The following is a 26,669-nucleotide window of genomic DNA, read 5'->3' as shown; positions in this document are numbered from 1 at the left end:
CCAAGATCTTTCCTGCGCCGCAGCAAACGCGAAAAGCCTGATCAGAAAGGCGTTCGTGCCGTGCTCAAGTCACCCCACTCTGCGCCAGCAATACGTTGTTTTTCAACAGAATCGGCGGAGAGCCGCCATTCGCTGCGAATGCGAAGGCACGATCCCGTTCTCAATAGAGCGGACCTTCAAAAAGCCTGATGGTGAACCCATTTCGAATGCGTCTACGAGAGCAGACCTCACAACGCCCCCAAATGCGACGCTTTCTAGATTGGATAACGGGCGAGGCAACAAAAAACCTAGAATGAATTGATATCTACTGGAATAATGGGGAAGGTTCGTAGCTCGGCTCTCAGAGACCCGCGGATCCTGCTGATTTGGTTTCCTTGGTTGGGCTCAATGCCGTTATCAGAACCGAGGCTGCATTTGATCTAGGTCCGGCTAGCTTGGATGGGCGGCGCTAGATGATAATTGGCGATCAGCGTCCAACTTTTGCACTATGAACTCCACGACACAGCGACAGAAATATGGAAAATTCGACAGGCACGGCAAGGATGCGGACTCATGCCAATTGCAAGGAGTAGCTGTTGGGTAATCGGCGACTAGGAATTGGCTTGATTTTGTTGGGCGCTTTGATCATCTCTCCGACGGGTGCTTTAGTTGCTGGGCTGGGACACATCAGTTCTCTGGAAATCGTCATTCTACGCTGTTTTGGTATCGTAGCCTTCTTTTTCTTGATTGTGGTTGCAACGTCTGGATTTGGCGGTATCGCTCGATTCCGAAAGTCAGGTTTGCCAGGCCTCGTTGCATCCTTTGTGATGGGCACGATTATGGTGTTGTCCATCTATGCTTTTCACAACGCTCCGGTGGCACGGGTACTCTTACTGTTTTCAACCGCGCCTTTACAGGCGGCTTTGATTGCTCGTTTTGTGTTGGGTGAACGCTTGGCCAAAGCGACCATACTGGCGCTTTGTTTATCGTTAGCGGGAATCGTTCTGATTGTTCTGGGGGGCATCGTGTCCAGCGACGAGGACAGGATTTCTCTATCGGGAGATTTGGCTGCGGTCTTTTCTTCGACTCTTTATGCTGTTTTTTCCGTGGCACTGCGGGCTGGGCGAGACATGGACATGCGCGTGTCAATGCTAATGGTCGGTTTGATCGGCATGGTTTTCGCACTTGTCCTTTTCTTTGCTACGGGCGAACAGGTCGGCTCCAACGCCGTTGAAGCCGCGATTGTTTTTGGTATGGGTTTTTTTCTGACAGGAGGCGCGTTTCTACTTTTTACCATTGGTTCCAAATGGGTCTCATCGGCAGAGTTCAGTATGGTCTCGCTATCTGAGATCTTTTTCGGTTCGCTTTGGGCTTGGTTATTCCTCAGTCAGAACATATCGCTGACTACTGGCATTGGTGGCGCGTTATTTTTCTTTGCCATACTCATAGACGCACGATTTGCTTCGAGGCCAACAGTGGGCGACCCGTAGCTTCTGACACACATCCTTTTTCCCGCGCTACCGGCGCGACTATTTCCGATTGCGTAGGTACATGCTGGACGTTTGCAAGGATAAGGTCAGAGGCACACGCCTTAGGTCAATCACTTCAAATAGTCTTGAATGAACTCCGGTGCTTGCTCAATATACTCGCTCCTGATAGCGTCCGCCGCGGTCTTAAGGACCGCCGCGTCTTCCCCTGAGATTTCTGTGTATGTGGTGCCGACTGCGCGCATTTGCTCCTCAAATGCAACCTTTTCATCTTCAAGCTGTAACCAACGCGCAGCTAAGGTGTTTGACACTTCCTCAATCACGATTTTTCGGTCCTGTTCATCGAGCGAAGCGAGCCACTCATCGTTTAGTACGGCACCATAGAATCCAACGCGCATTTCAAGATCAACCAGCACATATTCCCCATCTGTTGGACCAATCAGGTTCCACCCAGCGAAAGACGTCAAAGCGACATCTACACTCTTGTCCCCTAGGATCTTTGGCAGTTTGGGTGCCGGAAAGTTGACGGCTTTTGCTCCAATCTCTTGCAGGTAATCCGCCAGCATTGGCGAGCCTGGTACGCGGACGGTTTTTCCGGGCAATTGGTCGGCCCTGGTCAATGGGTCCTTACTCACAAACAGAGTATATCCGGCCGGTGCTAAACCCAAAATGTCCAGGCCCACGTCATGAAGCCTGTTTGACAGGTCGTCAATTAGCGCTGCGTGGCCGTCTGCATCGCGAATAGCAAACAAATCGATGCTGTACGGAAGCGTCAGTAACATGAACTCGGGGGCAAAGCGTTCGAGCCGCGCGACCGGGGGCCAGACCATCTGAACTTGATTGTTGACCAAGGCGTCTAAAGCGGTGTCTTCATTCGGAAACAAGTCCGACTCTGCACTAAAGAACTCGGCTTCGATCCGCCCGTCTGTTCGGGTCTGAATCTGGGTCGCCAAGGACGCAAGCAGCTGAGATTTCGGATGCGTGGATGGCGTGTCCGAATACAGTTTCATGCTTACCTGCGAAAGCGCTCCCATAGGAAGAAACACCATGTAAGCGAATACAATAAGTGCCGATAAAGATCTCATAACACTCCTCTTCTGCATACATGTTCTTGCGTCAGTTTTCACTATCCTAGGTGTCAAGTTGAGCCATGTAAATTCAATGGCCAATCGCAATCCATTAAACTTGCGCGATCAGTCCGAATGCAGTCAGAAACACCAGAGGGCGTAGGAACTTGGCAGGTTTTGTGGCACAGAGTGGATGCCGAGCGACTGCGCGTAATGATCGATTGAGGTTTTTCAAAGCAGGATATGACAACGTCATGGCTCTCTATCATCCCTCGCCTCCTCTAAATTCTGGTTTTTTGCCAGAAGAAGATGGTCACTCTGTGTTTTGGCAGACTTTCGGCAACGATAATGCGCCAGCTATTGTGTTGCTGCACGGAGGGCCTGGGGGTGGCACTCGTCCGCAAATGGTTCAGTTGTTCGATCCCGACCTTTGGCACATTATCACGCTCGACCAAAGGGGAGCAGGGCGATCCACGCCGCACGCGGGCGACAGTGTGGATGCCCTCAAAGCGAATACGACAAAACACTTGATCCACGATCTGGAACGGTTGCGCGCCAGTCTGGGGCTGGCGAATTGGTACATCTATGGTTCTTCATGGGGTACCACACTGGCGGTGGTTTATGCGCTTGAACACTTGGAGCGGGTGAACGGTCTGATACTGGCTGCGGTTGCAATGACATCGCGCGAAGACCTCGACTTTCTCTATTTTGGCGCCCGTCGCTTTTTGCCGGAAGCACATGAAGAGTTCCACGCGTTGGTACCGGAGGCCTGCGACGGGATTGAAATTGCGAGAGGATACAACGATCTTCTCGTCGGTAAAGATGCAAGCCTACGTTCCGCTGCCGCGTTCGCGTGGTGCACGTGGGAAGCCGCTGTCGTAAGCCTGGACCCGCGGGTAGAACCCAACCCCTCTTATGATGACGAACGCTTTCGGCTTGGTTTTGCACGGGTCGTCACACATTACTTTCGCAACCTTGCTTGGCTCGACACGCCGCTTCTGGAACAGGCCCACAGACTTGCCGAACTGAAGGCATATCTTATCCACAGCCGGCTCGATCTCTCGGCTCCTTTGTGGACACCATGGCGTCTGCATAAGGCCCTGCCTCGATCGGAACTTGTCATTGTGCTGGGCGGATTGCACGGAACGCTCTATGGCCCCCTTGCCGACGCCATCATCTCAGCAGCGAACAGCGTCCAGCAATCGTAATAGCTGGCCATTAGGGAATGACAGATTTCGACGCGCAGCCAGGGCGCGTTAACCCGAAGCTGTTTTTTCTGTTTTCTCAGTCAGCGACAGGGCCAGATATACAGATATAGCGTTAAGCACTGCTAGCGCGGTTAACGGGATCAGGACGCTTTGGATTTGTGCCACCAGGCCAAGCACTGCAGCGAAGATAATCCCGCCGATACCTGCAACTGCGTCCGAGAGCGCGACCATATAAGGGCGATTGGAATCAGTCGACATCGAGAGCAGGTACAAGTACCGGCCTTCGGTTTCACCACCGATCCCAAAGGACAGAAAAAAGATCGTTGCGGCATAAACCCACGGGTTGCTGGCCAGGCCAAACAAATCGAAACCAATCGCCATAAGCGCCGAAAGGCACGCGATCATCGACGCACCGGCGATTGTGTAGCGGATCGACTTGCGAACAACGCGCCGCCACAAGATCGCACCAAGTGCGCGTCCGGCGCTTGTCGCTGTAACGAAGATGCTCAGGATATGCGGAGTAGACAGGTGATATGTCGCCGCATGAATTGTATAGAACGGCGTGGCCAGTTCGACTGACAAAAAGAACAATCGCGCGACGATGAAACGTCGGAACCACGCATATTGAAGCGCCAGGGACCAACCGCGCGAAACCTGATTGAAAAAGGACTCTTTTTCCTCGGGTGTCTCTGTATTGGCAACCTCGTCAGAAGTTTTTGTAAGCACAAGTCGGAACATGCAGAAGCAAGAAACCAAAAGTGCGAGCACACCCAACCAAAGCAAAACGCGATGTCGCTCGAACGGAGTTTCTCCGACCATCAGAGCCCGTGTGGCCCACACAAGGGCTATCGCGATGATGCAGCTCAGTGCCAGTTGTGTGAAGACGATCTGCCCGCGTTATTCTTCTTCGAGTTCCGACCCATAGATGTGGTTGCTGCCCAAAGCCCAGATTCCGTAGCAGCAGCCCACGATCACGGCCACCAATACAAACAGCACCATCACGACCCCATCGGAAAGGGCTGCACCTGACAGCGCCAAGATGGCCAGGACCAAAGCAATGACGAGATTGGGGAGTATCATCGCTTTTTTGGAGCGGTCACCAATACGAACATAAGGGGACATCACAGCTTCAGCGATAATCCGGGCGCCTTTGACACATGGCAGAAGCAGCCCGGCGAGAAACTGTGGAGCCCCCAGCGCTAGATACAGAAATGGAAGCACAATGCTGGGGCTGGCGAGAATGTCCGACAGGGAATCTGCAATACCACCCCAAAGCAGATAGGCGCGGTTCTTTTTGGGGGTCGAACCCGATTTCTTGTCCGCGTCACTCATCGCGTTTAGCTTTTTGTCATGGATTGTGTCTCGACCCGCTGGCGTACATTGTTGTTGAGATCATCATACACTTAGTTTTAGCGAATTTACCCGATGGAAGGAGTATCAACTAACATGAGTGTTGCAGACCTGTTTGACACCGCTATTGCTCGCCTCGAAGCGCAAGATAAAAAAGCGTTCAATCCGGAGTTCGGCGTTGGCGCATACCGACATGAGGGCGCATGCTGCTTATTTGGCGGCATGATCGAAGATGAGTTTTACGAACCCACTATGGATGCGCATCAAGACGAGTTCGGCAACGTCGTTGCCAGATCACCTGTGCATAAGACGTCGGTCCTTGAAGCGATCCAAGCCTCTACCGGCGTAAATCTACTTGATCGCCTGACGCTTGAAGATCTCCAAGCCATTCATGATATACACGAAGTGGGGTGGCAACCTGGGATTTCCTTCAAGTCCCTTCTGCCATCTAAGGTTTCAGCCAAGATATGGTCGGCGGCCGCTATTCAATGAGAGGTCAGGGTCTCAACCCCACTGCTTGTTCACTGGTTTGAACTTCATGGGTGCCAATGCGTGATCATGGGCTAATCCAAGCGCTCGTGTTTAAGTGCGGCACCAACAAGATGCTGCGAACGCTATCTAGCTTGATCTAAGCTCCGGCGGTGTTTCTCCGATGTAGAAGAGTGAACTCCGACGGCTATCCATCGTTCGGGCCGAGAAAAGACCATCACCAAGGTGCCGATAGTACATATCCAGTGCTTCGCCGTTAGCCGCGCTCGGCCATTGAGAATGAATGGTGTCCTCCTCAGATATCCACCACCTCCCAACCTCAAGAGGTTCATCTTCAATCCTCAATAACCCTTTGCCTTCGGGTTCAAAGGCCAGGACGTACACCTTTCCTTTATTGGTAGTGCCATAAGCCGATTTATGCGCGACAGTTTGTCGAAGCTCTTCGGAGTTCATACGGTTGTCGGCATTGATGGTCGGCCTCTCGCTGTACCGATCCAGAAGGTTATCTCTGACGGCGCCGAGCATGGATCCGAGTGTTACATCTGCCGCGTGCGCCAATGCTGGAAACCCACAAATATAAGCTGCACCAGCGGCCACCATCTCCCTTCTGGATATCGACATTTGGTCACTCCAACTGAGTTTAATCTCTAGTTTTGATACTACAAACTTGGCAGCAATAAAAACACGGCCCTGAACCGCTGCTCCCGCCCAAACTTCAACGCTTTCGTTCGGCCGTATGCTGACTTCCGATGCTCGAACAATTGACAACTTTCATTTCCGTGTTGAACCGAAATCAGGCGTCCTGCGCGATTGCAGCGCACAACCGCAATCCGCCCGATTTGTTCTGCGCCTTGTGCCAAAGCAAGCTTAAGGTACGCTCTGTTTTGAACAAACTGCCTTACAAGAAAAGGGGCGCACCCACGACAGGCACGCCCCCACCAACAGGGTGAAGGCATATTTTGCGTTCTCAAATACTCCGAAGCTCACTCCAATACTGCGGCCAGATTGCGTGGTTCTGTTTGGCTGGTCAGTGATGCGGATTAAGAATCTGGATACAGGCGTGCTTCTGGCGTATGTAGATTATTGACGCTCGAAGACGGTTCTAAGCAGAACCGCATCGCCCAAGTCACTTTCTATGTAGGTTAATTCCAGTCGGTTTTGGTCAAGCAGTCGTCCTCGGTAGATGCCAGTATCACTGACTTCTGCCATGGTGACTTCCCTGCCATCGAGGCCGATGATCCCAATAAATCCATCGTCCCCACCGGTGGCTTCCTCTTCTCCGATATCCGATGTTCCGGAGTAATCTTCGTTCAACTCCCAAACGGCGACACCCAAAAAGAACTCTCCATCCTGCTCGGTTATTACGAGGGATGTTGTTTCTTCGCCAACTTCAAAACTACCTCCATCATGAACGGCGGCGCGATACTGACTGGTCCATGTACCGACCATATTTGGTATTTCTTGAGCGCTTGTCATTGTTGCAAACAACAACAATCCCGCTCCGGCAATGGTCGGCAAACTAAGGCGTGGATCAAAGAACATTTTCGCACAGCTCCTTTCTTGTCAAAATAGTAGTCGGCGCTTTGTATCGCCTCTATAGGCCCGCATGTGGATTCAGGGTGGAAATTATGCCCGTAGTTCTGGCACTGGTTTTTTTGGTCCCTTCATACCGTTCCACAGCAGCCAAATACTCGGCCAGCTTGCGGCCTTCTTCCGTGTCTGGCTCGGAGCCCCAGAGATATTCAATTTCCCGGAGCGCGTCGTGGTAGTCGTTTGGAGTGCGTACAAAGGTCATAGCAATGCCTAATGCAAGAATTCAGTGCTGGGTGCCCACCTTTAAGTTGTGTAGCTCAAAACGAGCGATTCTGACAGGCGCCTAACCTAGCGCCTTGAACGTCGGCGTAATGCCGCCCGGTAATCCTCAGAGTGAGCATTCTGCGCATAAGGCACAACTAGGCGGTTCAGAGCACACCGAACTGTCAGACAGCCTGTTTGCCGCCCTGTGACCCGCAAATCGCGTCTGTGGGGATGTCTGTGTTAGTGATACCTTTGCGGTGGTAGGAGTGGCAAACTTGGCCAGTCTGTTCTCACAGCCTGAGATTTCCGCAAAATATGGATCGTCAGTCCAGAATTACGACAACCTCAAAACCGGTTGACACCGGGAAACACCGGCCAAAAACAACTTCGTGGGTTTACTTGCCCTTCATTATTTTAGCAAACGACTTCATGGCATCACCCAGTTTCTTCTTCTTAGCTGCGGCTTTCTTTTGAAGTTCAACAATCTTGTTGCTCATCTTTTCCATTTTGGCCATTGCGGTCTGAAGTTTGGACATGTCGTCGGACTTGAGCTCAGCCTCGACCTTTTTCAGTTCTTTGTTAGCTTTTTCCAGGTCGGCCTGAGATTTATGGTACTCAAGTAACTCGGCCTGCATCTTTTTTTTGGCGGCTGCAACTTTCTTATCGGGTCCAACGGACATTTCGTTTTCCTTTTCAATCCAGAGTGTAGGCGGAGTTATAGATCCGACAGACACTCACCACAGTGAATAAATTCACTAAACACAAAATGAGCGGAATACAGGCCTATGTAGCAGATGTGGCAGTGGGTAACCGTCGAAACTGAGTTTTTCTGTTTAGCGGATTTAGCGAGTTTAGCAGGCCTGCGGCGTCGAAATTTCATTTCCCCTCGCAGGGGAATCGTTGCCACCCAGATCCGATGAAATCAGGCATACTAATACTTACTTCTCGCTACACTGTTCGGGCGAGGCACCAGGCAGAAAGGAAAACGCTATGCGTGGAAGCTTACTTGGAGTTGCTGCAGGCTGTTGGATTGGTGGCACAGGAATTGCCCTTGCAGAGCCGGATACGTGGGCGGGTTTGTATCAAGGAGTAGACCCAAGAGACGGCTCAACAAACTATCTGTCTTTATCGCCCAGCGAGGAAGGTCAGTACTCCATGCACGTCTCGGTAACTGAGCATGCAAAATGTGGAACTGCGGCGATGCTTAGGGCAGAAGCATATGTCGAAGACGACAAGCTTGTTAGAGAATTCACCGAGTTGAAATGCGCGGGCGGAGAGCCTTCCAGACATTCCGATACGACTTACGACCTTGACTCAGAAAACCACATCATCACCCTCACCGCGCCGTTTGATGGTCGTGTAATCCACTATCACCGCATCAGCCAGTGAACCTTCTTGAAGCGCTTGTGGTGCACGTGGCTTGCAGTTCTCCCAGAAAGAAAACGGGCGCGCCCAACCACAAGCGCGCCCAGTCGATGGGAGAAGAATGAAATCTCGCGTTCTCAAATACACCAACGCATACTCTGTAATGCGCCCAGTATCTTCGGTCTGATGACGTCGGTCAGTGAATTGAGTCACACGCTCCCAAACAAATCCGATGAAATTGCCGAATCCGACGCATTTGACAGAAACCTGTTGGTAGCGGACCATGGTTGCCTAGGCGCATGTATTTCGCGCCCCACAAATTTCAGCAGGATTTATTGGAGCTGTTATGAGCGTTTTTTATGGTATTTTGTTTTCTTTGTTCACCGCCGCCGTCGTCATTGCAGGCGACCTATTCATCAAGGTTGCTGCGGATGGAGCCAGGGCGATTACATCTCCGCCCATGCTTGTGGGCATCTTTCTCTACGCCTGTTCCGCTATACTTTGGTACTTCGCGATGCGTCATGTCACGCTAGGACAAGCTGCAGTGGCCTATTCGATGCTGTCGTTGATAATCCTATGCGGAGCTGGCTGGATGTTCTTTGGCGAGTACATTGGGCTTCGTGAGGTGGCAGGCATTGGCTGCGCCTGTCTGGCTATGGTTTTGATGATGCGGGTTGCTTAAGGCCAACCCAAAAATTGTAGTACAGGCTGAGGCCGCTGGTGAGTCCTTGATTAAGGTGGGTCAGGATGTGCGTTTGTCTCGAAATCAACGTGAATGTGGTTGCCGTCGACGTCGCGATTTTTCTTTGTTCCGACCAGTCGCAGGCGGTTTGCGCGATAGAACGGGTTTGTACGTTACCGCGCAAGTCTGACCTCCTAATTGGGAGGTCTCATGTAACGGGTGGAGCAGGGAGTCAGGTCCAAACCTGAGGAGTCCGCGGAGTTTCTTGACTAAGGCCAGTTGCGGCTGTGTAAATTTGAAATAGCCAGATTACAGACGGGAATTACCAATGAGACAGTTCTTACTCGCCTTTGCGACCGCGCTTGTTTGGCCTTTACTGGCTTCCATTGCCTTTGCCCAAACACAAGGTTTCACGACCACTTCTGTACATATGCGTGCCGGACCAGGCGCGAATTATCCGGTCGTGGCGACACTGCCGCAAGACGCGACAATCGAGATTTACGGATGTCAAACAGGTTACAATTGGTGCGACACTGAATGGAATAGCGCCCGTGGCTGGATTTCATCCAACTACATTCTTACCGAAAGCGATGGAACGAAGAAGGTTATGAACCCGGTGGTCGCCGCCGCTCTGGGTATTGCGATTGTGGAGTTCAGTCAGGCTTATTGGGAAAACCACTACCAGGCCTATCCTTGGTTTGCCTATTGGAACCAATACTACCATCCGGTCCCAGGACCATATTGTTATCATGCACCCCAAGATCCCGCCTGCCACTACGGCCCATACTACCAAAACCGGCTCTATCAGCCTGCACCTCAGCACCATCCACACGAGCATGGCCATGGGCATCCTCACCACCATTACGGCGGGCACGGGCACCATCATCATTGATGGGCCAGAAAAAGGGCGCGCCTTCAAACAGCGCGCCCAGTCAACGGGGAGGACAGTGAAAAAATCTCGCGCTCGGAACTCAACATGAGCGCTAACTCTTTAACTGAGACCAAAGTGGTTGGATTCGGTGAAGCTGTCAGTGAAGCGGGTTACACAGGCTATATTTTGTGTGAAATCCAGACTCTGCGCCAGAACGCCAGCGTCTCGAATATCCCGACAAGCCACCAATTGGCCTTGTCAGTAACAGGCAGATTGACCAGCGTACATCCCAAGCCCAGCGCCTGCAGCGGTTGCCAGGGTATTGCCTGTCCCACCACCGAACCGGTTTCCAACCACGCCTCCAAGGGCAGCACCACCAAGGACGCCCGCCGCACAGCGAGCATCATGCTGCACTTGTGCCTGCGTTGGCGTTGTTGGTGCTCCACATGCAGCCAGGAGCAGTGAGCCACCAACCGCACAAACTACCAATAGCTTCTTCATGTCGATTGCCTTTCGAACCACCAGTTAGTTGGCTCACTAGTTGGTCCCGGGCCGCTTTTCTTACAAGCTTTCAATCGACTGAGGACCTGACATTAATCCAATCTTAATGAAGGCAGCTCTAGATTGGGTCACGGCAGGTTGAAGTTCTGATGGGGCGGCCGAAGCCAGTTGGCGCTTTGCCGCGCGGCTTCCTGGTCTGTCCAATCAGTAGCGAACGTGCGGCAATTAAAGATAGCCTGTTGTAACAGCATATCGGGTCCGGCTTTCAAAGTTATTCGAACAAGGCCGCCTGCCTTAAACGCATACACTCATTCCCAGATATAGCATCCACAAAACTGAGGCTTTTCAAATCGATGATCTGATGCTTCCAGCAACAGAATGAAGACACCTCCGTGACCACAAGAGCGGCCTCAGATTTGTCCCGCGAAGAGAACGCTGAACTGGAAAGGAGTAATGAGAACAGCAACAATCCCTTGTCCGTATCGTCGCCGGTTTGGAACGTTATGACCTCATCCGGCAGCGCAATTCTGTCTCTGTCGCCTAATACTGCATCGGTGCCTGTGGTTTTTGCGACTATTTCCATCGCATCGTCGAGCGACCAGATATTGCCAGCCGCCACACATAACTTCGGACCATGCAATGCGGCGGCCAGATACGCACCGGGATAAGCGACCTGCAGATCTCGGATACAATAGAATGCCTGATCATAGACCGACAGTGCGTAACTAGCTGCGAGGTCCGACAAAACGGCACGAGCCTCAGTAGCGCTTGTCAAATTGTCCAGAGACCTCAAACCCTCCAATCCCTCGCTACTGGGCAAATACAAAATACCGGCCTCAATCACTGTTTGAAGTGGCTCAAGAACGCATCCGAAAAAGGCGCGGCTTTCGTCCACGAATTCTTGGAATGCAGCCTCGGGGATCGCGCATTCGCGATTGTACAGCAGCAGTGTCCCCTGTGGTGAGACTATCCGGTCTAGGAAAGGTAAGCGTCGCGAAAATTCGGCGTCTGGACTTGTGACTTTGGGATCGGCACACAGCGTTTGCCAAGCCGCCTGATCAAAATATTCCGGTTTGCCGTTACACCAAAACCGCGCGCCATCCTTATGCAGGAAGGTCGTGTAGTGGGCCGGAGTCCCCAGAAGGAAGATATCCCTGAAGGAAACCCCATGCAGGATGTTGGCCAAGGTCGCCACAAGAGTTGCTTCGTCGGCGCAAATAGTAACACCTAACGGCTTGTGTTTCTTTTGACCCAAAAGCCGCCGCATCGCCCGCAGGCCATCGATGGTCGAGTAGTTGAAGATCGGAAACTTGTCCTGTTCCAACACCGGGAAGATATCCAAGTCAGGCGTCAGCAACCCTTGTTCGCCGCGCCTCCGGAAATGCTGCCGGATCACGTCCAGCGCATAATCCACGCCATCAGCCCCAAGCCTCTTACGAATAGTCGACAGATCGATCACGCCGACTTTTTTGGCCGTGCTCATAGGGTAATCATGGGTGAAATGGTGGTTCACATAGGCCAGCATCTCAATCGTGATATGGGATTGCTGCAGTTCCTCTTCATCCGGGTACTTGGCCTGAGACCGCGCCAGCACTTTGTCCTTGAGTTGCCAAAGCGTCGGGCTCATCAGATTTGCCAGCATCAGCACTGTTAGCAGTTGCGGGTCGATTGCCGCCTCGAACAGGGCCGGGTTGGCGGCACGCGATAGTTTCTCGATACGGGTGGATGTGGCCAAGGGTGCGGCGCTCACGTTGGTCCTCCCCCATCATTCTTGGCGGGTTTTGTTTGGAACAGTCGGTTCACAACGAAAATTGGAACTCCGACAAGCAACAGTAAAAAGCTCCACATGACGGCCTCGGCCCCGGCGCCAAAGATGGTCAGCAAGGAATACAGGAACGCTGTTCCCGCCACCGGCAGGTAAGTCCAAGGGTTCAGGAACCCGATGCGTCTGCCCAGGAGCAAAAGGATCAACCTTTCAACACAGCAACAGAACAGATAGCTGACCATAAAGGTCACAATCGAAAGGTCGATCAGATACTCATAGATCCCCAGCAATGAGCTGGACAACGATTTGAACAGCAACAGCGCAACCGACAGGCCCATCGAAATCACGATACCCCTTGCCGGCACGCCTTTGCTGTCAAGGACGCAGAACCAGCGTGGGAACAGCCCATGACGCGCGGCGGCAAGCGGTACCTGCGCCATCAGCAAGGTCCACCCGTTCAAAGCAGCAATCGAAGACAAGACCGCGGCCGCTGCGATCACATATCCGGCCCAGTCCCCCCACATCACACTTGCTGCTTGCGAAAACGGTGCATTGGACTGGGCCAATGCGGCCCGATCGATCACGCCCATGACCGTCAGGGTACCAAAGGTGTAGATGATAGCGGCGAGCAGCGTTCCGGTGACGGTCGCAAAAGCAATGGTGCGGCGTGGATCTTTGACTTCACCTGCTGGAACCGTTGCGGACTCGACTCCCGTGAAGGCAAACATGATGAATGGCGCAGTGCCTGCCAAAGCCATAAAGAATGACATCGGCGTCGGGTTCAATGGTGTGAAATGCCCCCAATCCACCCACAACAAACCCACCAGTGAGACGGCCAGAAACGGGACTAGCTTGACGGCCACAATGACAAGCTGAAACAGGCCCACCGTCTCGGCCCCGCGTAAATTCAGCAGACACACGCCGATCATCATAGCCAGCGCGACACTGGTGGTGCCTCCAGGTATGTTGCTGAGATCCGGGACAAAATACAGGATATAGTCCGTTGCCCCCGGGCGATTGCCGGTAGGGCCACCCAGACCGCGATCCAATACCCCCAGGCCACAAGAAAACCTGCGAAGTCGCCGAACCCAAGACGGGTATAGGCATAAGGGCCACCGGTTTCCGGCGCGACACGACTAAGGCGGGCAAAAACAAGCCCAAGACACATCGCGCCCAACGACAACACGATCCAGCCGACGATCGCCACACCGCCAAACGAGGCCAAAGCGGTTGGAGCCAAGAAAAAGCCCGAGCCTATTATGTTGCCCACGACAAGCGCTGTGCACATCCACGGTCCCAGGACACCGCCTGACTTTGACGGCGGGGGCACTTCGGGGTTTTCGGCGGTAGTCGCTGAATCCTGTGACACGAATTCCTCTTACATGTTGGCCTCCGCCGAAAGGACCTTATGAATGGCGCTGACAACAATTGACCCGAGACCGCTATTGCTGCCACGCTAGCCAGTTCCGGTGATACCGCAAAGCTGGAATTCCCCAAACATGCTTTAGTTTCAAAGGTTGTTTCTGAACAACAATACGGCCTTTGTTCCAAACAGGGCAAAGCGCGCGGATGACTGCTGAGTTTGGTGTTCCCCTAACTGATCCTCAGATCTGCCATGCCCTCCCACCACGACAAATCGACGTTGGCAGATCATCCTATTACGAGAAACTGTACCGCTTCTTAAGTCAGCAGGGAGCCTAATCCGTTGAAAAACTCTAACTTGGTTAACGCAAAAGCCGCTGATTCAATTTCCTTACTGAACGGGAGATTGAGCGATGATGGGGCCAAGGCAGCAAGCACCAGGGTCAATGTTCTACGAGCTCCCGATTGAGGATCATGCCCCGGCAGACCATATTCTTCGGGGCACAGACCGGTTCGTCGAACTGTCTGATATCGGTCAGCAGCTTTCGCCATTCTACAGTTCTAAAGGACGACCATCAGTTAATCCGGAACTGGTGATCCGGATCGACTGATGGTCGGTTGCGTAATGGGCATCAGGTCCGAGCGCCGGCTCTGCAACGGGGTGTAGGAACATGTGCTAGCGAACCTCGTTGGTGAGCTTATTCACAACTTCATCAATAAACTTGTCGTTCTCTTTGACATAGCGCTCCCCCGAGGCTCGGATTCGGTCGATGTTCTCCTGTTTGGGATTAAACCGGTTGACGCCTTCCACTGTGTCTTGGAACAGGAAGTAGCTATCTATTTCGATGGAGGAATCAAAGTCTGCATGTCTTTGTAGTGCATGTGAACTGACAGTCGCTTCTCCGTTGAAAACCATATGCATCATCGGAAAGAACCAACTGATGAGCCCTCCACCTTTGGCAGTTTCAGGTGATACTGGCGGCTGCAGCTGGCTGCCAAGAGATACAACAACGAATTCTCGATGATTTGGCAGGTTGGAGCGAGCATGGAGATAAGCAATTTCGCCCGGGGCGTTCAAGATCATGGCAGCATCACCAAGGAATTCGCCGGTTGCATGTTCACCAGACAGCGTGACCGCAGGAAAATAGACCGGAGCACTGGTCACTGCGGTCACCAGGGAACGTAGATAGATGTTACCTTCGACTTTGTCCCAATTTCGAAACACCCGCAGGCCGCCCGCCTTCTGCGAATATGACGGGAACATGGTTGGGCGCAACAGGTCATTAAACGTCGTGTCACCAAACGCTTGTTCGAATACCTTGATGCGGCCTTCATTTGGGATGGCCGGGCCAAAAAGACCGTGGCCTGTCAGTATTCTATGATACGCAGGAATGCCAAGAATTTCTTTTGCATATTGCTCGTAACCTTCCAACGCTTGTTCGGCTGTCATCGGTTGCCCGCCATCTCCAGAAGGGCCGAACAAAAGCGCGGCAACAATAGCGCCGGTCGATGCCCCGGCGACAAAGTCAAAAAGTTCATGCACCGGCTTGCCCGATTTCTCCTCAAGCGCCTTCAGAACTTCCAGTTCTGCCAGCCCGTACAAAGCGCCACCGTTCATCGCCAAGATGCGCACCCGCTGAGGATCTTGAGTGCGCCATTCCAGCGGATCACCAAAGTCTTGGGTGTCTGGCCAACCGGCCAGTTCGGACTGGCTTTCGTAAAAGTACCGGCTGTATGCAAACACGCTTGCGGCGTAAATTAGTACAATGGGGATCAGACAGACCAGAACAGTTCCGGCTATTTGAAAGAGGCGCTTCATTCGGACCTTATCTCAATTGGAAGGTGTGGATCCTTAATATTGTGCTCTTTCAGATCATCAACCGCTGTAGGTGAAAAAGTAAGGTGCATTGGCTAGACGATCGTTTTCGAGCGTGATTCATGCCCTGTAGCAAAAATCAATGCATCATGACCCTAGAAGTCGCCCGTCCCACCGACAATTGCCCGGTTTATGACATCGTTCGGTTTGCCTAGTCTTTGAGTGTTTGACGCATCGCTAAAGAGTCGCTGCCCCTAAGGCATTCGCCAAAAGCGGCTCAGAATGCTGCAGCGACAGTTAAGAGATTACATGTGAAGTCGCGAACAATACCGGCCATTTAAGCCTCCGTTGACGGATGTGTTACGGACGCCCGAGGTCACTACACCGGGCACAGGGCAACATGCCACTCCATACAGTACTCATCTTTTTGGTCGGCATTCAGAGAAACCTAATAGCTCCTGAAATTTGGTGCTGAAGGCGACGGAAATTGGGTTCTAGTTCGTGAAAGAAAGTGATGCTTTCAGGAATTCAACACAAGGAACCGCGATGATCCGTTTTACTTTACCACTTTTGCTCCTGCCATTCATGGCACAGGCTGAGACCCGCGTTTCGGTTTCAGGCGACGTGAGATGTATAACGTCCGATGGTTTGCCAGATCACGCAACTGGTCACTTCCCAAGAAAGGGCAACCCCCATGCGATGTCAAAACAAAGAATAAATTTCTGTGTAGACGCGACACCGCAATATGGCGGACAGGCAAAGCAAGTTTCCACAATCGGGATAGCCAGAAACGGTGTCATTATTCGGCCGGGTACTGCTGATTGGTATGATCCAAATAGCCCAAGAAAGCATTCGCGCAACCCGGGTTCAGGCTGGCGCCTGGATGGCATGGGTGCCTCTGAGCAACTTGGCCTTGATCAAAACAACGCACATGTAGACCACCGAGGCATCTACCATTACCACGGTATTGCTGGTCCATTGGTCGAAACCGAACAGTCATTTATCGCTTGGGCTGCGGATGGATTTGAAATCCATTACGTTGGTGACAAAGTTTCATCGTCGTACAGGTTGAAACCTGGAAACCGCAAGACCGCACCAGGTGGGGTGCACGACGGTACCTATGTTCAGGACTGGGCGTATGTCGTCGGGAGTGGGTCTCTGGATGAATGCAACGGGGCCATGGTTAATGGCAAATACACCTACTTTGCCACAGATAGCTTCCCGTTCTTCCCACACTGTTTGAATGGCAAAAACATTACGCAGTTCCGATAGACCTCAAATCAGCATGGGCTTTTAACTCGACACTGTCCGTCCCCGACGGGCAGAGTGTTGGTTCTGAAAGACCCGAATGTGACCGACGGCGTCGATAAATTCCCCGCAGCACGTCAGTACGAAATGATCGGGCTCAAAGCGGTCCTTTGGAGGACATGCGAGTGCGTGCGTGACGTTTACTCGGTCGCGTGCGAATATCGTTGCTACTTCGAAGGATACACTCGACCCACGCGATCGAGCGATCGTAAAAGCGAGTTAGGCGTCCGGGCCACCGCCGTTGGGGAAGATGGCGCCCTCTAAGAATGACCGCCACAGATCGAAGACCGACGCACTTCTGTTTGATCCTGGGTACTTGGCCCAAGAAGGCAGGTTTGGATGAGCGCAAACAAACAGTATCATCATAGGCTTTACGTTGTTCCTTCGCGCGTCTGGATGCAGTTAACCTAAGGTCTCTTTAAACGTCCGAAATCCAGAGGTCGAAGCGTTTATGGATTGCAGTTTCCGGATCAAATTGGCGACATTATTGCCATCCAGTGCGGCCGAAGCGGATCCGAACGATTTGAATTCGCAGGTACGTTTCGACCATGCCCTAGGATTTCAGCGGCGAGTATTTCGTCACCCGCCTGTTCAAGTTTGCGTGGTCGACCCAAAAATTGCGCTCGGCCATGATTCTTCCAAATCACGATATGATAATGTGTGTCGAAGGTAAAAGAACCCGGCCCAGAAAGCCATCTCTCTTGGAAAGTGACCCCCTGTCAGTGCGGCCATACCGAGACCTGTGCAAGAATTGCTTGCAAGAAACGAATGCCAGGACGAGCTTCATCGCCTAATTGAACTGAAAGTTTGCGATGCAACCTTTCGGATTGCATAAACTGCGTTACAGTAGGCAGTTGCGCACCGCGAGGAGCCTTCAAGAAAGGATTACTAACCCGAATGAAAACTTCTGGTATAAAGCCACCTAGTATCAGTGTTTACCCAGCTAACGCCGCTCCAGAGGCGGTAGTCGATGCCTATATTTTCGAACTAAGAGAACAAATCAGACGCACTCCTGCGTTCTTGAACAACATATCGAAGAGTATGCTTACCGCTCCGGGCAACAGTCTTGTCGTGCTTCATGAGAACGACAAAGTGCTGGGTGGCCTTTACACGAAAACCGAGACCTGGGGTGACCTTAGGGTTCGTAAGTTGAACGGCTTATTCTCGAGATTGAAAGGCCAGCGGTTGGGAAGGTACATTATTGCCCAAGCAATGAGTCTTCCCTGGGATACGGAGCGGCTTGCAGCCGTGGTGCGTGTCATGCCATCGGGGGAAGTCAACGCAGCTGCGGCACGAGCATTTGCGTTGAACGGTTTCTTCCCGACTGGAATTAGGCGCTATACGATTTCAGACAACGCACTCGATACACACCTTTACGCCACGGCCGAACCTGATGGGAAGACTTATCGTGCCGTGGTGCTCATCTCGCGATTAAAGGATCAGAGAACCAGCTAAGTCACATTGACAAGAGGACTAGCCGTGCGACGTTCTTTGAGGCGGTGCGACCGAAGTTGAACGTAAATGACGTGCTTCGTTTTCTGCAACGGCTGCACATGAAGCATGGCAGGCACGAATACGTCCGCCGTGATAACAGCCAGTAGTTCATCGCCACGCAGTTGAGGATTGCCACAACCCGGGCCTTGCTGTTCCGATGCACTATTGCGCATTGTCAAGCCGGGTAGCAGGAACAGTCCACGCTTCTGTTTTTACAACCCAACGAGGCTTTTGGTGATCAGAAACGGTTTCGGTTGGACGCTGCAAGGTGGTTGACGGTCAGCTACCACTTTGAAATTTCTGTTTCGAGTTACATTGCAAGAACTGCGAGGACATAACCCGTGTCTCTTCCTATTGAAGTGAAGCCATTGACCGAAACGGATGGACCTTCCGTTTCCGAATTCGTCTACCTTCTGATTGATGAGGTCGCGCCGGGTAGCGAGCCGGATCGGTCGGATATGGCGTTAACAGCGGATGAAATATTACCTTTGGATACTGTCTCAGGTTTTTTGGCGACACTCGATGCGAAACTACTTGGGGTGATAGTTTTGAATGAGTGTGCAGCAATTTACGCAGGCGGCAAGTTTGGAGAGATAACTGAGCTCTATGTTCTTCCCGAGTATCGCTCTAGAGGTGTTGCTGCAAAACTAGTAGAGGCAGCAGAGCATTACGGTATAAACCGCGGTTGGAAACGGCTTGAAGTTGGGACACCGGGTCAACCTGCTTGGGATAGGACCCTCAAATTTTACATGCGTGAAGGCTTCGAAGAAGTTGGAACTCGGCTACGCAAGCGGTTTGCATGACAGAGGTTGATCAAACCCATACATAAAGGACCAACTTATAACCATGCAGGCTGGTATTACTGAAATCGCTGTGATGGTTGACTTCGCGCGCCGCTCCCGAACATGTAAAACAGCGCAACGAACGGCTGCTTAGAAACAACCAGATCAATTCGTTTCCCTGGGCCAGCTGTGCGGCCTTTGCTGTTGTCAGAGTACCCATGTTCAATATTTTCTTTAGCGGTTTTTGGTCCAAGGGTAATGCGTCCAAAAAATCAACCTAATCGCGCCGAGTTCATTGCGATAGCAACGGTCCTGATGGCGAGTTTCCTCCGCTTTCTTAACCATAACTGCGGACCAACTCAGTGGGCGAGGATCACCGGTCTGCTCTTCCTAACTTTTATCCCGCAGGGGTTACATGTTACGTGCTGAAAACTTGTTTGGGTTGAAAAAAGGCAGCTAGTCAACCACAGTGAGCATCAGGGGCATTTGCAGTGCTGACGTGGAGGCGCTTGTATTGCGCAAGGCGATTTGACTGAAAGGCCGGTGGATACGGTGCCACCTACACGCTTAAACCGACCTTTGTTGGGTGTGAATTTCTTTGCCGGAGACGTGACCGCAGGGTTCGGCCCCTATTTGGCGATTTACCTTTTGGCTCAACTTCACTGGTCGCCCCAAAATATCGGGTTCGCACTGGCCCTCGGCTCGATTGTAACGGTTCTGGCACAAACCCCGGCCGGGGCGTTAATCGATTGGACACGCGCAAAGCGAGCGTTGATGGTTGTGTGTGTCACGGCTGTAGGGCTGGCGGCTCTGACTCTTGTGGTGTCGGACGAGGCAGTCGCGATCTATGGCGCGCAAGCCACCATGGGTGTCGCGCTAGCCTTTCTCGGCCCGCTGATTGCGGCGATGACACTGGGTGTTGTTGGGCGGAGGGCCTTTACTCGGCAGACCAGCGCCAACCAGGCTTGGAATCATGCGGGAAACGTGATGGCCGCGGGGATCGCTGCGGGATTGGCATTGGCGGGCTATGTGGACGGGGTGTTTGTCCTGATCGCCGTGATGTGCGCAGGAATGATCTTTTGTACTGCACTGATCAAACCAACGGATATTGACCACGAGACAGCTCGCGGCGGAGTGGCTGAGGACAGTTCGGGTGCTGAAAAGCCCAGTGGCTTTGCGACGATCTTGGGTGACAGGCGACTTCTGATTTTTGGCGTTTCCATCGTCCTGTTTCACTGTGCAAATGCCAGTATGCTACCTTTGGTGAGCCAGAAGGTCGCCAGCGGAGGCGATACCGAGTCTGGGATTGCGTTCACCTCTGCCTGCATCATCTCAGCGCAGTTCATTATGATCGGAATGGCTATTCTCTGTGGCCGAACCGCAGATCATTGGGGCCGCAAGCCACTGTTTTTGATTGCTTTCTCAATTCTTCCGATCCGCGCTTTTCTCTACACTCTGACAGACAATAGCGTGGTACTTGTCGCCGTTCAGTCGCTGGACGGCGTAGCAAACGGAATCTTTGCCGTTCTGTTTTTGCTCATCGTGTCGGATGTGACGAAGGGCACCGGACGATTCAACATCGCGCAAGGGGCGTTGGCCACTTTGGTTGGCGTCGGAGCCTCGGTCAGCAACCTCGCGGCCGAAGAGATCGTGCAGATTAGCAGCTATGACATGGCGTTCTACTTTCTTGCAGCCGTCTCGCTGCTGGGCGCATTGATTTTTGCCACCTTGATGCCGGAAACAGCGCCCCACGCCAGCCGCAATCAGACCGGCTCAGATGGCGCGCGACCTTGAACGGAGAAGTACCATGTCCTTCAGCCTTGGGGTTTCAATCGCCGTTTTCACTCTGATTGCCATCCGAGAGTGGCTGCCCGCATCCGTGAAAATCTGGCATGTCATGACGGCAGGAGCGTTCGCCTTGTTGATCACAGGCGCAATCACTCCGAAATCCGCCTTGGAGGCAATAGACTGGAACGTGATGCTGTACCTGTTCTCGGTCTTTTCCATCGGGCGCTCGCTGTATGAGAACGGTATCTCGCATCGGATCGCTGGCTGGATGGTGGGTTGGCGAACGCCCGGTGTCTCACTGGTGGCGTTCATGCTGCTGTTTGCGCTGATCGCGGCAGTCCTGACCAATGACGCTGCTGCAATTATCGGCACGCCCATTGCTCTGATGTTGGCGAGACAAACCGGAGCTGACCAGCGGACCTTTCTGATCGCGCTGTGCGTCACCGTAACAATCGGCAGTATGGCCACGCCGATTGGAAACCCGCAAAATCTGTTGATAGCGGCCAGCGGCGAGGTTCCGGCCCCGATGGTTACGTTTGTGCACTGGCTGATCGTTCCCACGCTGATCTGTCTGGGGGGCAGCGCATTGTGGCTCTCTAAGCGCATGGTTGTTTCAACGCCTGATGTAGCAAAAACGGAGGCACCTGAGGAAACCGGCGGATTGAAATGGCCTGTTCTTCTGGCCATAATCGTTCTTGTGGTTCTCGTTACGGTCGAGAGCATTCTGGCCGCGACGGGATCGGATTTCGGATACCCGTTGGGGGTTGCCGCTGCCATCGCCTGTTTGCCGGTTTATCTGTTCGATGGTACGCGGCTTAAAACCTTCGTCCACCTGGACTGGCCAACATTGGTGTTCTTCGTGTCCATGTTCATCGTGACTGGCGCGCTGCTGAATTCGGGATCGTTGCAGACCATTTTAGGCGAAGAGCGCGAACATATGAGTGAACCCCTGGTCACAGCCGGTATCAGCTTTTTGGGCAGCCAGATTTTTTCAAACGTGCCACTGGTAGATATGTACCTGAAGCTTATGCCATCCTTTGATGTGCCGAATCTGATGATGCTTGCCGGGATCTCGACCTTGGCCGGAAACGTCTTCATCATCAGCGCAGCCAGCAATGTAATCGTCTTGCAAATGGCAGATCGCATGGGAGCGAAGGAAGTGACGTTCACACAGTTCATGAAGGATGTCCTGCCCATCGGACTTGTTTCGACCGGGATCACGATTGGTTGGATTTTGCTTCTTGAGGCACACTTATCCGTTTAGCAATTTGTGATACGGTAACTGATGCCCGCGTCTCGTCTTACAAGCCCGTATCACGCAGGGCCATCAAGTATAGTATTTCGCTTTTGCAGCGAATGGCCGCAACGTGGGCTGCCTACGCAGCATTTTAGGTGCGCGGTGAATGTCTCTAGTGGGCCGCCCTGAACCGTACGGGCAGGCACTGGTGACCTCGAGCGCCGGCCTTGAGCACCCAACTCGTCATCTTCCGGAGAACTTCCTATACTGTCCGCAAACGCAGCGCGAGGGATCGGTTTGGTTCAGGAGATGTTTCAACGTCGGCTGGCGGCCATCGTTGCGATCGACATGGTCGGCTACAGCCGCCTCGTTCAATTGGACGAGGCTGGCACCTTAGCGCGCCAAAAGACGATCCGGACGGATCTGATCGACCCGGCCGTGCGGGATTTCGGAGGGCGAATTGTCAAGACTACGGGCGACGGCGCGCTGCTTGAGTTCTCAAGCGTGGTCAGCGCCGTCGAATGGGCCGTAGCGGTACAACGCGGGGTGCCCGACCTCGAAGTAGACGTTCCCGAAGACCGCCGCATCGCCTACCGGATCGGTATCAATCTCGGCGAGATCGTGCATGATGGCGACGACATCTTCGGTGACGGTGTGAATATCGCGTCCCGACTGGAAGGTTGCGCCGACCCCGGAGGAATCTGCGTATCCGAAGCGGTTTTTCTGAACGTCCACGGTAAGCTTGACCTCGGCTTCGTGGATCTTGGCCCGCAACAGGTCAAGAACATCCAAGATCCAATCACAGCCTTTTCGGTGCTTCCGGACCCCGAAGATGCCGGTGCCGTCGTTACGGCCCGCCGCATGCCCAAGCCGACCCCGCGTTTCGGGGCGGTGGCGCTTGCCTTGGTGTTTCTTGCTGCGGGATACCTCGCCTGGATCTGGCTGGCACCGCCACATCCAGGGGGCGACCGTCTGTTGATCCTTCCATTCGCGGCTGCCAAGGCCGGGGACCGGCAGCTCGCCGACGCTGCGACGGAGGATTTCATCGCTTCGTTGTCGCGGATTGAGGGCTTGCAAACGGTCCCTTACTCCGTCTCCCTCGGATACAAGGGAATCGCGCCCGAACCAAGTGATATCGGCTTGGAGACCGGCATACGTTACGTGCTCGATGGAATGGCGGCCCAAGTCGGCGACCGGGTTGAATTGGCCGTAAGACTCGGGGATTTTGGTGATGCTGGCGCGGTAATCTGGGAGGAAAGCGCTGGCGGGGCGCCTGAGGATTTCTTCGTTCTTTTGGCCGGACTTAAACAAAGGGCCGCCGCCGAACTCATGGGCCCCTTGTCGACACAGGAACGCTCTGTGTTGCAGGCTCCGACCACAACCGATATCGGTGCGTTCCTGGCCTATGCAGAGGCCGAAAGGTTCCTAGCCAGCGGGAACTTTTTCGAACTGGAACAATCTCTCCCTCTCTACGAACATGCGATCGAGCGGGATCCCGATTTTCTGGCCGCGCATGCTGGCTACGCTACCGTGAACTTCATCATCTGGAGCCACAGTTACAACACCATCCGATTTACGCTCGACGCGCTCAAGGAAGCGGAACGAACAGTCGGCTACATCCTCGACGTCGACGACACCCATGCAGATGCCCTCGGGATTCAGATCGGCATAAAAATCGAGAAACGCCAATGGAACGCCGCCCTGACCGAGGCCCGGGGGGCCGTCTTCCTGCAACCTGATGAACCCCGGCTTCGGTACGTGTTGGGTCAGGCTCTTCTCGCGGCCGGGCTCTATGACGAAGCGCGCACCGAATTCACGGCCTACGAAGACCTATCGGCCCGGCTCAATGCGTCGGAATTGCGGGAGCTTGCCTTTCATCGCCTTCTCCTAGGCGAGGTCGACCGAGCAATTGCGCTCCTGAACCTCGTCCCGCCCGAAGAAAGCGACAGGATCGACCAGTACATATTTGCGGCGGCGGCACATGCCCGGAACGGGGATATCGAGATCGGGAAACAGTACATGGACCTTTTTCTTAAGGAAACGGTCTGGAACAACCTCCTTTGGCAAAAGGGTTACTTCGGACGATACTCGGATCCGGCTATCTACGCGGAGTGGGCCAAAGCGCTCTCCGCCGTCGGAATGCCAGCCTCGCCATTTGATTTCGAGAAGGGACGGGAAGTCGACAGATTGGGGCATGACGAATTGGTCGCGCTGTTCTCGGATGAGTACGAGGAAATCATCGACACCGGCCCCTTCGGTATGCCCTACCGGCAGGATCATCCGTCCAAGGGGGTGACCGTCATGCATTTCGGCTGGATGGACGGCCAGCCAATCACGTCGCATTGGGCGATCCGGGACGGTCAGTACTGCCATCGCTCGGAGGCGGTCCATGTCGGCCGCGAAGAGTGTAGCAATGTTTACATCGACCGGGAGAAATCGACCGACGCTGTCAAATACGTCGCGAACGTCTATTCTTTCGGTGTATTCGAGTCCGAATTCCGACGCCGGTTAGACTAGCACACGCTATCCAGATGTTGCATGGTCCCGAGCAAAGTAGAGCGCTGCGAGTTCGACCAGGTCCTTACTTTGCGCTTGCCACGAATGACCGCAAAGCGGGCTGCACTCACGGCATTCCAGGACCCCGGCCAAGGTCTGATCTGGGCCGTCACCTTGGGGCCGTTACGTAAGATTGAGCTGAAGCTTACAGCAGGCGATGATATGGCAACAGCTTGTCGTAGTGGTGGCGTAAGCGATCAAATCGTGCGCAGGCGATGCTTAGTGATTGAGCCATGCACGTTCCTGGGTATCTACTAACACCGGAGCAAACCGATATACGAACTGCTTAACCAATTCCTTGTCCCTGGAATAGTGCGCACAGGCATCTATGACCGTCTCAGGCCGCAGCGGTCGCCGGCTGGGCGATGACCAGGTTGTGCCCTTTCGGCGGGCCGTCCTTTGTCTGTAGCTTTGATAGATAACGGAATTCGCCGCGCTGTTTCTCGTTCAATTCGTCGTAGGCCGACTTGCCGGCATGAAAGGCAAGCCCCACCATGAGGCCGGGCAGGTTCGCGACCAGCGCTCCGCCCAGCACGGCGATGCCACCGGGCAGCACCTCCTTAGCGACTGCGCACACGTATTTCTCTCCTTCGTCCAGAGCTTTTCCGCCAAACAACCGCTTGAAGAAACCGCCAAAGCTGGCAGCTTGCGCCTCCCATTCATCAACGGCATCGCGTAAATAAGCCCCCAGATAGTCCTCGTAGCGCTCACGTGTCAGTGTTTGCGGCATGCCCGCAAGAACTTTCGCCAACCGCCGCTTCAGCGCGGCCAGATCGGCACCCTCGGCATTCATCTCAAATATCTCATCCACCGATAAGTCGCTTAGGTCGAAATGAGAGTGAATGAAGAGACGACAGAGGTCGTTGACCTGGGTGACGGTTGACGTCTCAGCAAATGAAAGCTTTTCGTGCACAATCTGGTCGTAGATTACATCAACATCGCCGCTTACCGCCGCTTCATTGATTTTGACGCGATTGGTCACAATATCCAGCGAATTCAGCCGCGCCATCTGCGCAGCTGTCGCAGTCATAATCGCTTCGCCGATCGTCGGATGCACGCCGACCCACTCGGTGCCGCCCCGGTTCGGGTTATCAGGTTTCCAAAACAACTCTGGGTGATTATTTCGGAAATCACCTAAGAGTCCCAGAAACTTCTGACTTCCTATCTGAAACGCGTTCCTACCATCCTTGTAGTCTCTTTCTGCAACTTCCTGGGTGAAGCGGCTAACGAAGGTGTCGCCCAGGTTTTCGACGTCCTCGACCAAGCGGTTCGCCAGTTTCCATTGCGCGTCGCCGGCGCTGCCATCATCAATCTCCACAGCATTCAGCATTTTCGGGCCTACACGGCTTTGCTGTTTCGCAAACTGCCGCGCCAGTTCTCCATCGTTTACCGTGAAGTCCTGCGGCACCATGCGGTCCAGATAAGGAAACGTCAGCAATGTGGCTTTCAACCAGTTATCGTCGCGGACGTGGATATACGGATAATACAGCGCGCCGCGGTCGAATCCTTTTAAGTCGGTCATCGCGGAATACCTCTGATCTCAATACCGTTAACATAGCACGTTCGGTGCAATTCCGCATCTTGCTTGACAACAGGTGACATGAATATCTGGCACCTGCAGCGAAAGTCGGCAAGGCGGGCTGCGACCGCAGCATTAGGATCAGGGTTGAGTGACCGGTAATGGGATGTACCGGCTGCTTCACCCAGCAGGTTAGGCTTTGCCTATTTCTGCAAATCGGAGAAGTAGTATGGCGAAGAACGACTT

25 protein-coding genes and 1 pseudogene are annotated in these 26,669 nt (G+C 53.4%); 14 read left to right on the top strand and 12 right to left on the bottom strand.

The window, feature by feature from the left end:
* Both ACR0L4_RS22495 and ACR0L4_RS22490 read left to right on the top strand, forming a co-directional pair.
* Positions 1-301 (top strand): hypothetical protein (locus ACR0L4_RS22495; protein WP_480515321.1); only part of this gene is annotated, 301 nt, incomplete at its 5' end.
* A gap of 274 nt (positions 302-575) precedes the next feature.
* Positions 576-1,469: a DMT family transporter gene (locus ACR0L4_RS22490; protein ID WP_170797451.1), complete on the top strand. Its 894-nt coding sequence runs from the start codon at positions 576-578 to the stop codon at positions 1,467-1,469.
* 110 nt (positions 1,470-1,579) lie between these two features.
* Here ACR0L4_RS22490 and ACR0L4_RS22485 read toward each other — a convergent pair whose 3' ends face one another.
* The gene (locus ACR0L4_RS22485) at positions 1,580-2,476 is read right to left on the bottom strand and encodes a TRAP transporter substrate-binding protein (RefSeq protein WP_480515318.1); all 897 of its coding nucleotides are present in this window, start codon (positions 2,474-2,476) and stop codon (positions 1,580-1,582) included.
* Positions 2,477-2,787: 311 nt separating this feature from the next.
* Here ACR0L4_RS22485 and pip point away from each other — a divergent pair, with 311 nt between their 5' ends.
* Entirely contained in the window at positions 2,788-3,741 is a 954-nt protein-coding gene (gene pip, locus ACR0L4_RS22480; protein ID WP_480515316.1) for a prolyl aminopeptidase, read from the top strand.
* A 48-nt stretch (positions 3,742-3,789) separates the two neighbouring features.
* Here pip and ACR0L4_RS22475 read toward each other — a convergent pair whose 3' ends face one another.
* Both ACR0L4_RS22475 and ACR0L4_RS22470 read right to left on the bottom strand, forming a co-directional pair.
* The gene (locus tag ACR0L4_RS22475) at positions 3,790-4,467 is read right to left on the bottom strand and encodes an MFS transporter (protein ID WP_480515314.1); all 678 of its coding nucleotides are present in this window, start codon (positions 4,465-4,467) and stop codon (positions 3,790-3,792) included.
* A 171-nt stretch (positions 4,468-4,638) separates the two neighbouring features.
* Entirely contained in the window at positions 4,639-5,073 is a 435-nt protein-coding gene (locus tag ACR0L4_RS22470) for a hypothetical protein (RefSeq protein WP_480515312.1), read from the bottom strand.
* A 114-nt stretch (positions 5,074-5,187) separates the two neighbouring features.
* Here ACR0L4_RS22470 and ACR0L4_RS22465 point away from each other — a divergent pair, with 114 nt between their 5' ends.
* Positions 5,188-5,583: a hypothetical protein gene (locus tag ACR0L4_RS22465; RefSeq protein WP_170797447.1), complete on the top strand. Its 396-nt coding sequence runs from the start codon at positions 5,188-5,190 to the stop codon at positions 5,581-5,583.
* A 126-nt stretch (positions 5,584-5,709) separates the two neighbouring features.
* Here ACR0L4_RS22465 and ACR0L4_RS22460 read toward each other — a convergent pair whose 3' ends face one another.
* The 3 genes from ACR0L4_RS22460 to ACR0L4_RS22450 all read right to left on the bottom strand — a co-directional run bounded on the left by ACR0L4_RS22460 (position 5,710) and on the right by ACR0L4_RS22450 (position 8,057).
* On the bottom strand, positions 5,710-6,348 hold the full coding sequence (locus tag ACR0L4_RS22460) for a hypothetical protein (RefSeq protein WP_480515310.1): 639 nt from the start codon (positions 6,346-6,348) through the stop codon (positions 5,710-5,712).
* Between the two features lie 312 nt (positions 6,349-6,660).
* Positions 6,661-7,122 carry a hypothetical protein gene (locus ACR0L4_RS22455; RefSeq protein WP_480515308.1) on the bottom strand — a complete coding sequence of 154 codons (462 nt, stop codon included), beginning with the start codon at positions 7,120-7,122 and terminating at the stop codon, positions 6,661-6,663.
* Positions 7,123-7,772: 650 nt separating this feature from the next.
* A complete protein-coding gene (locus ACR0L4_RS22450) occupies positions 7,773-8,057 on the bottom strand; it encodes a hypothetical protein (RefSeq protein WP_480515306.1) in 285 nt (94 codons plus the stop codon).
* Between the two features lie 310 nt (positions 8,058-8,367).
* Here ACR0L4_RS22450 and ACR0L4_RS22445 point away from each other — a divergent pair, with 310 nt between their 5' ends.
* The 3 genes from ACR0L4_RS22445 to ACR0L4_RS22435 all read left to right on the top strand — a co-directional run bounded on the left by ACR0L4_RS22445 (position 8,368) and on the right by ACR0L4_RS22435 (position 10,316).
* On the top strand, positions 8,368-8,766 hold the full coding sequence (locus ACR0L4_RS22445) for a hypothetical protein (protein WP_480515304.1): 399 nt from the start codon (positions 8,368-8,370) through the stop codon (positions 8,764-8,766).
* A gap of 322 nt (positions 8,767-9,088) precedes the next feature.
* Positions 9,089-9,424, top strand: coding sequence for a hypothetical protein (locus tag ACR0L4_RS22440; protein ID WP_480515302.1), 336 nt, complete (start codon positions 9,089-9,091; stop codon positions 9,422-9,424).
* A gap of 328 nt (positions 9,425-9,752) precedes the next feature.
* Positions 9,753-10,316 carry an SH3 domain-containing protein gene (locus tag ACR0L4_RS22435; protein ID WP_480515300.1) on the top strand — a complete coding sequence of 188 codons (564 nt, stop codon included), beginning with the start codon at positions 9,753-9,755 and terminating at the stop codon, positions 10,314-10,316.
* 237 nt (positions 10,317-10,553) lie between these two features.
* Here ACR0L4_RS22435 and ACR0L4_RS22430 read toward each other — a convergent pair whose 3' ends face one another.
* The 4 genes from ACR0L4_RS22430 to ACR0L4_RS22415 all read right to left on the bottom strand — a co-directional run bounded on the left by ACR0L4_RS22430 (position 10,554) and on the right by ACR0L4_RS22415 (position 13,930).
* Positions 10,554-10,796: a glycine zipper 2TM domain-containing protein gene (locus ACR0L4_RS22430; RefSeq protein ID WP_480515298.1), complete on the bottom strand. Its 243-nt coding sequence runs from the start codon at positions 10,794-10,796 to the stop codon at positions 10,554-10,556.
* A gap of 271 nt (positions 10,797-11,067) precedes the next feature.
* Positions 11,068-12,546: a hypothetical protein gene (locus tag ACR0L4_RS22425; protein WP_480515296.1), complete on the bottom strand. Its 1,479-nt coding sequence runs from the start codon at positions 12,544-12,546 to the stop codon at positions 11,068-11,070.
* Positions 12,543-13,526 (bottom strand): APC family permease, encoded by a 984-nt coding sequence (locus ACR0L4_RS22420; protein WP_480515323.1) that lies wholly within the window; start codon positions 13,524-13,526, stop codon positions 12,543-12,545. Before ACR0L4_RS22420 ends, ACR0L4_RS22425 begins: the two co-directional genes overlap by 4 nt.
* Positions 13,490-13,930, bottom strand: coding sequence for an amino acid permease (locus tag ACR0L4_RS22415; protein WP_480515294.1), 441 nt, complete (start codon positions 13,928-13,930; stop codon positions 13,490-13,492). Before ACR0L4_RS22415 ends, ACR0L4_RS22420 begins: the two co-directional genes overlap by 37 nt.
* A 406-nt stretch (positions 13,931-14,336) precedes the next feature.
* Between ACR0L4_RS22415 and ACR0L4_RS22410 the strand changes: the two are divergent.
* Positions 14,337-14,587: pseudogene (locus tag ACR0L4_RS22410) on the top strand (transposase); the annotation flags it as partial.
* 12 nt (positions 14,588-14,599) lie between these two features.
* On the opposite strand, the gene ACR0L4_RS22405 reads toward ACR0L4_RS22410, so the two are convergent.
* Positions 14,600-15,742, bottom strand: a complete 1,143-nt coding sequence (locus ACR0L4_RS22405; protein ID WP_480515292.1) for a patatin-like phospholipase family protein — start codon at positions 15,740-15,742, stop codon at positions 14,600-14,602.
* Positions 15,743-16,285: 543 nt separating this feature from the next.
* Here ACR0L4_RS22405 and ACR0L4_RS22400 point away from each other — a divergent pair.
* The 6 genes from ACR0L4_RS22400 (at position 16,286) to ACR0L4_RS22375 (ending at position 24,865) form a co-directional block, all read left to right on the top strand.
* On the top strand, positions 16,286-17,011 hold the full coding sequence (locus tag ACR0L4_RS22400; RefSeq protein WP_480515290.1) for a YHYH protein: 726 nt from the start codon (positions 16,286-16,288) through the stop codon (positions 17,009-17,011).
* Between the two features lie 933 nt (positions 17,012-17,944).
* Entirely contained in the window at positions 17,945-18,502 is a 558-nt protein-coding gene (locus tag ACR0L4_RS22395; protein ID WP_480515288.1) for a hypothetical protein, read from the top strand.
* A gap of 380 nt (positions 18,503-18,882) precedes the next feature.
* On the top strand, positions 18,883-19,344 hold the full coding sequence (locus ACR0L4_RS22390) for a GNAT family N-acetyltransferase (protein WP_480515286.1): 462 nt from the start codon (positions 18,883-18,885) through the stop codon (positions 19,342-19,344).
* A 531-nt stretch (positions 19,345-19,875) separates the two neighbouring features.
* Entirely contained in the window at positions 19,876-21,117 is a 1,242-nt protein-coding gene (locus ACR0L4_RS22385) for an MFS transporter (protein WP_170797436.1), read from the top strand.
* Between the two features lie 13 nt (positions 21,118-21,130).
* Complete coding sequence (locus tag ACR0L4_RS22380) at positions 21,131-22,375, top strand: SLC13 family permease (RefSeq protein WP_170797434.1); 1,245 nt, start codon at positions 21,131-21,133, stop codon at positions 22,373-22,375.
* 282 nt (positions 22,376-22,657) lie between these two features.
* Positions 22,658-24,865: an adenylate/guanylate cyclase domain-containing protein gene (locus tag ACR0L4_RS22375; RefSeq protein ID WP_480515283.1), complete on the top strand. Its 2,208-nt coding sequence runs from the start codon at positions 22,658-22,660 to the stop codon at positions 24,863-24,865.
* 376 nt (positions 24,866-25,241) lie between these two features.
* Here the strand turns inward: ACR0L4_RS22375 and ACR0L4_RS22370 are convergent, their stop codons facing one another.
* The gene (locus tag ACR0L4_RS22370; protein WP_480515281.1) at positions 25,242-26,426 is read right to left on the bottom strand and encodes a hypothetical protein; all 1,185 of its coding nucleotides are present in this window, start codon (positions 26,424-26,426) and stop codon (positions 25,242-25,244) included.
* Positions 26,427-26,669: the final 243 nt, after the last annotated feature.

Source organism: Ruegeria sp. AB5 (assembly GCF_056542645.1).
This window is presented reverse-complemented; position numbering and strand designations above follow the sequence as displayed.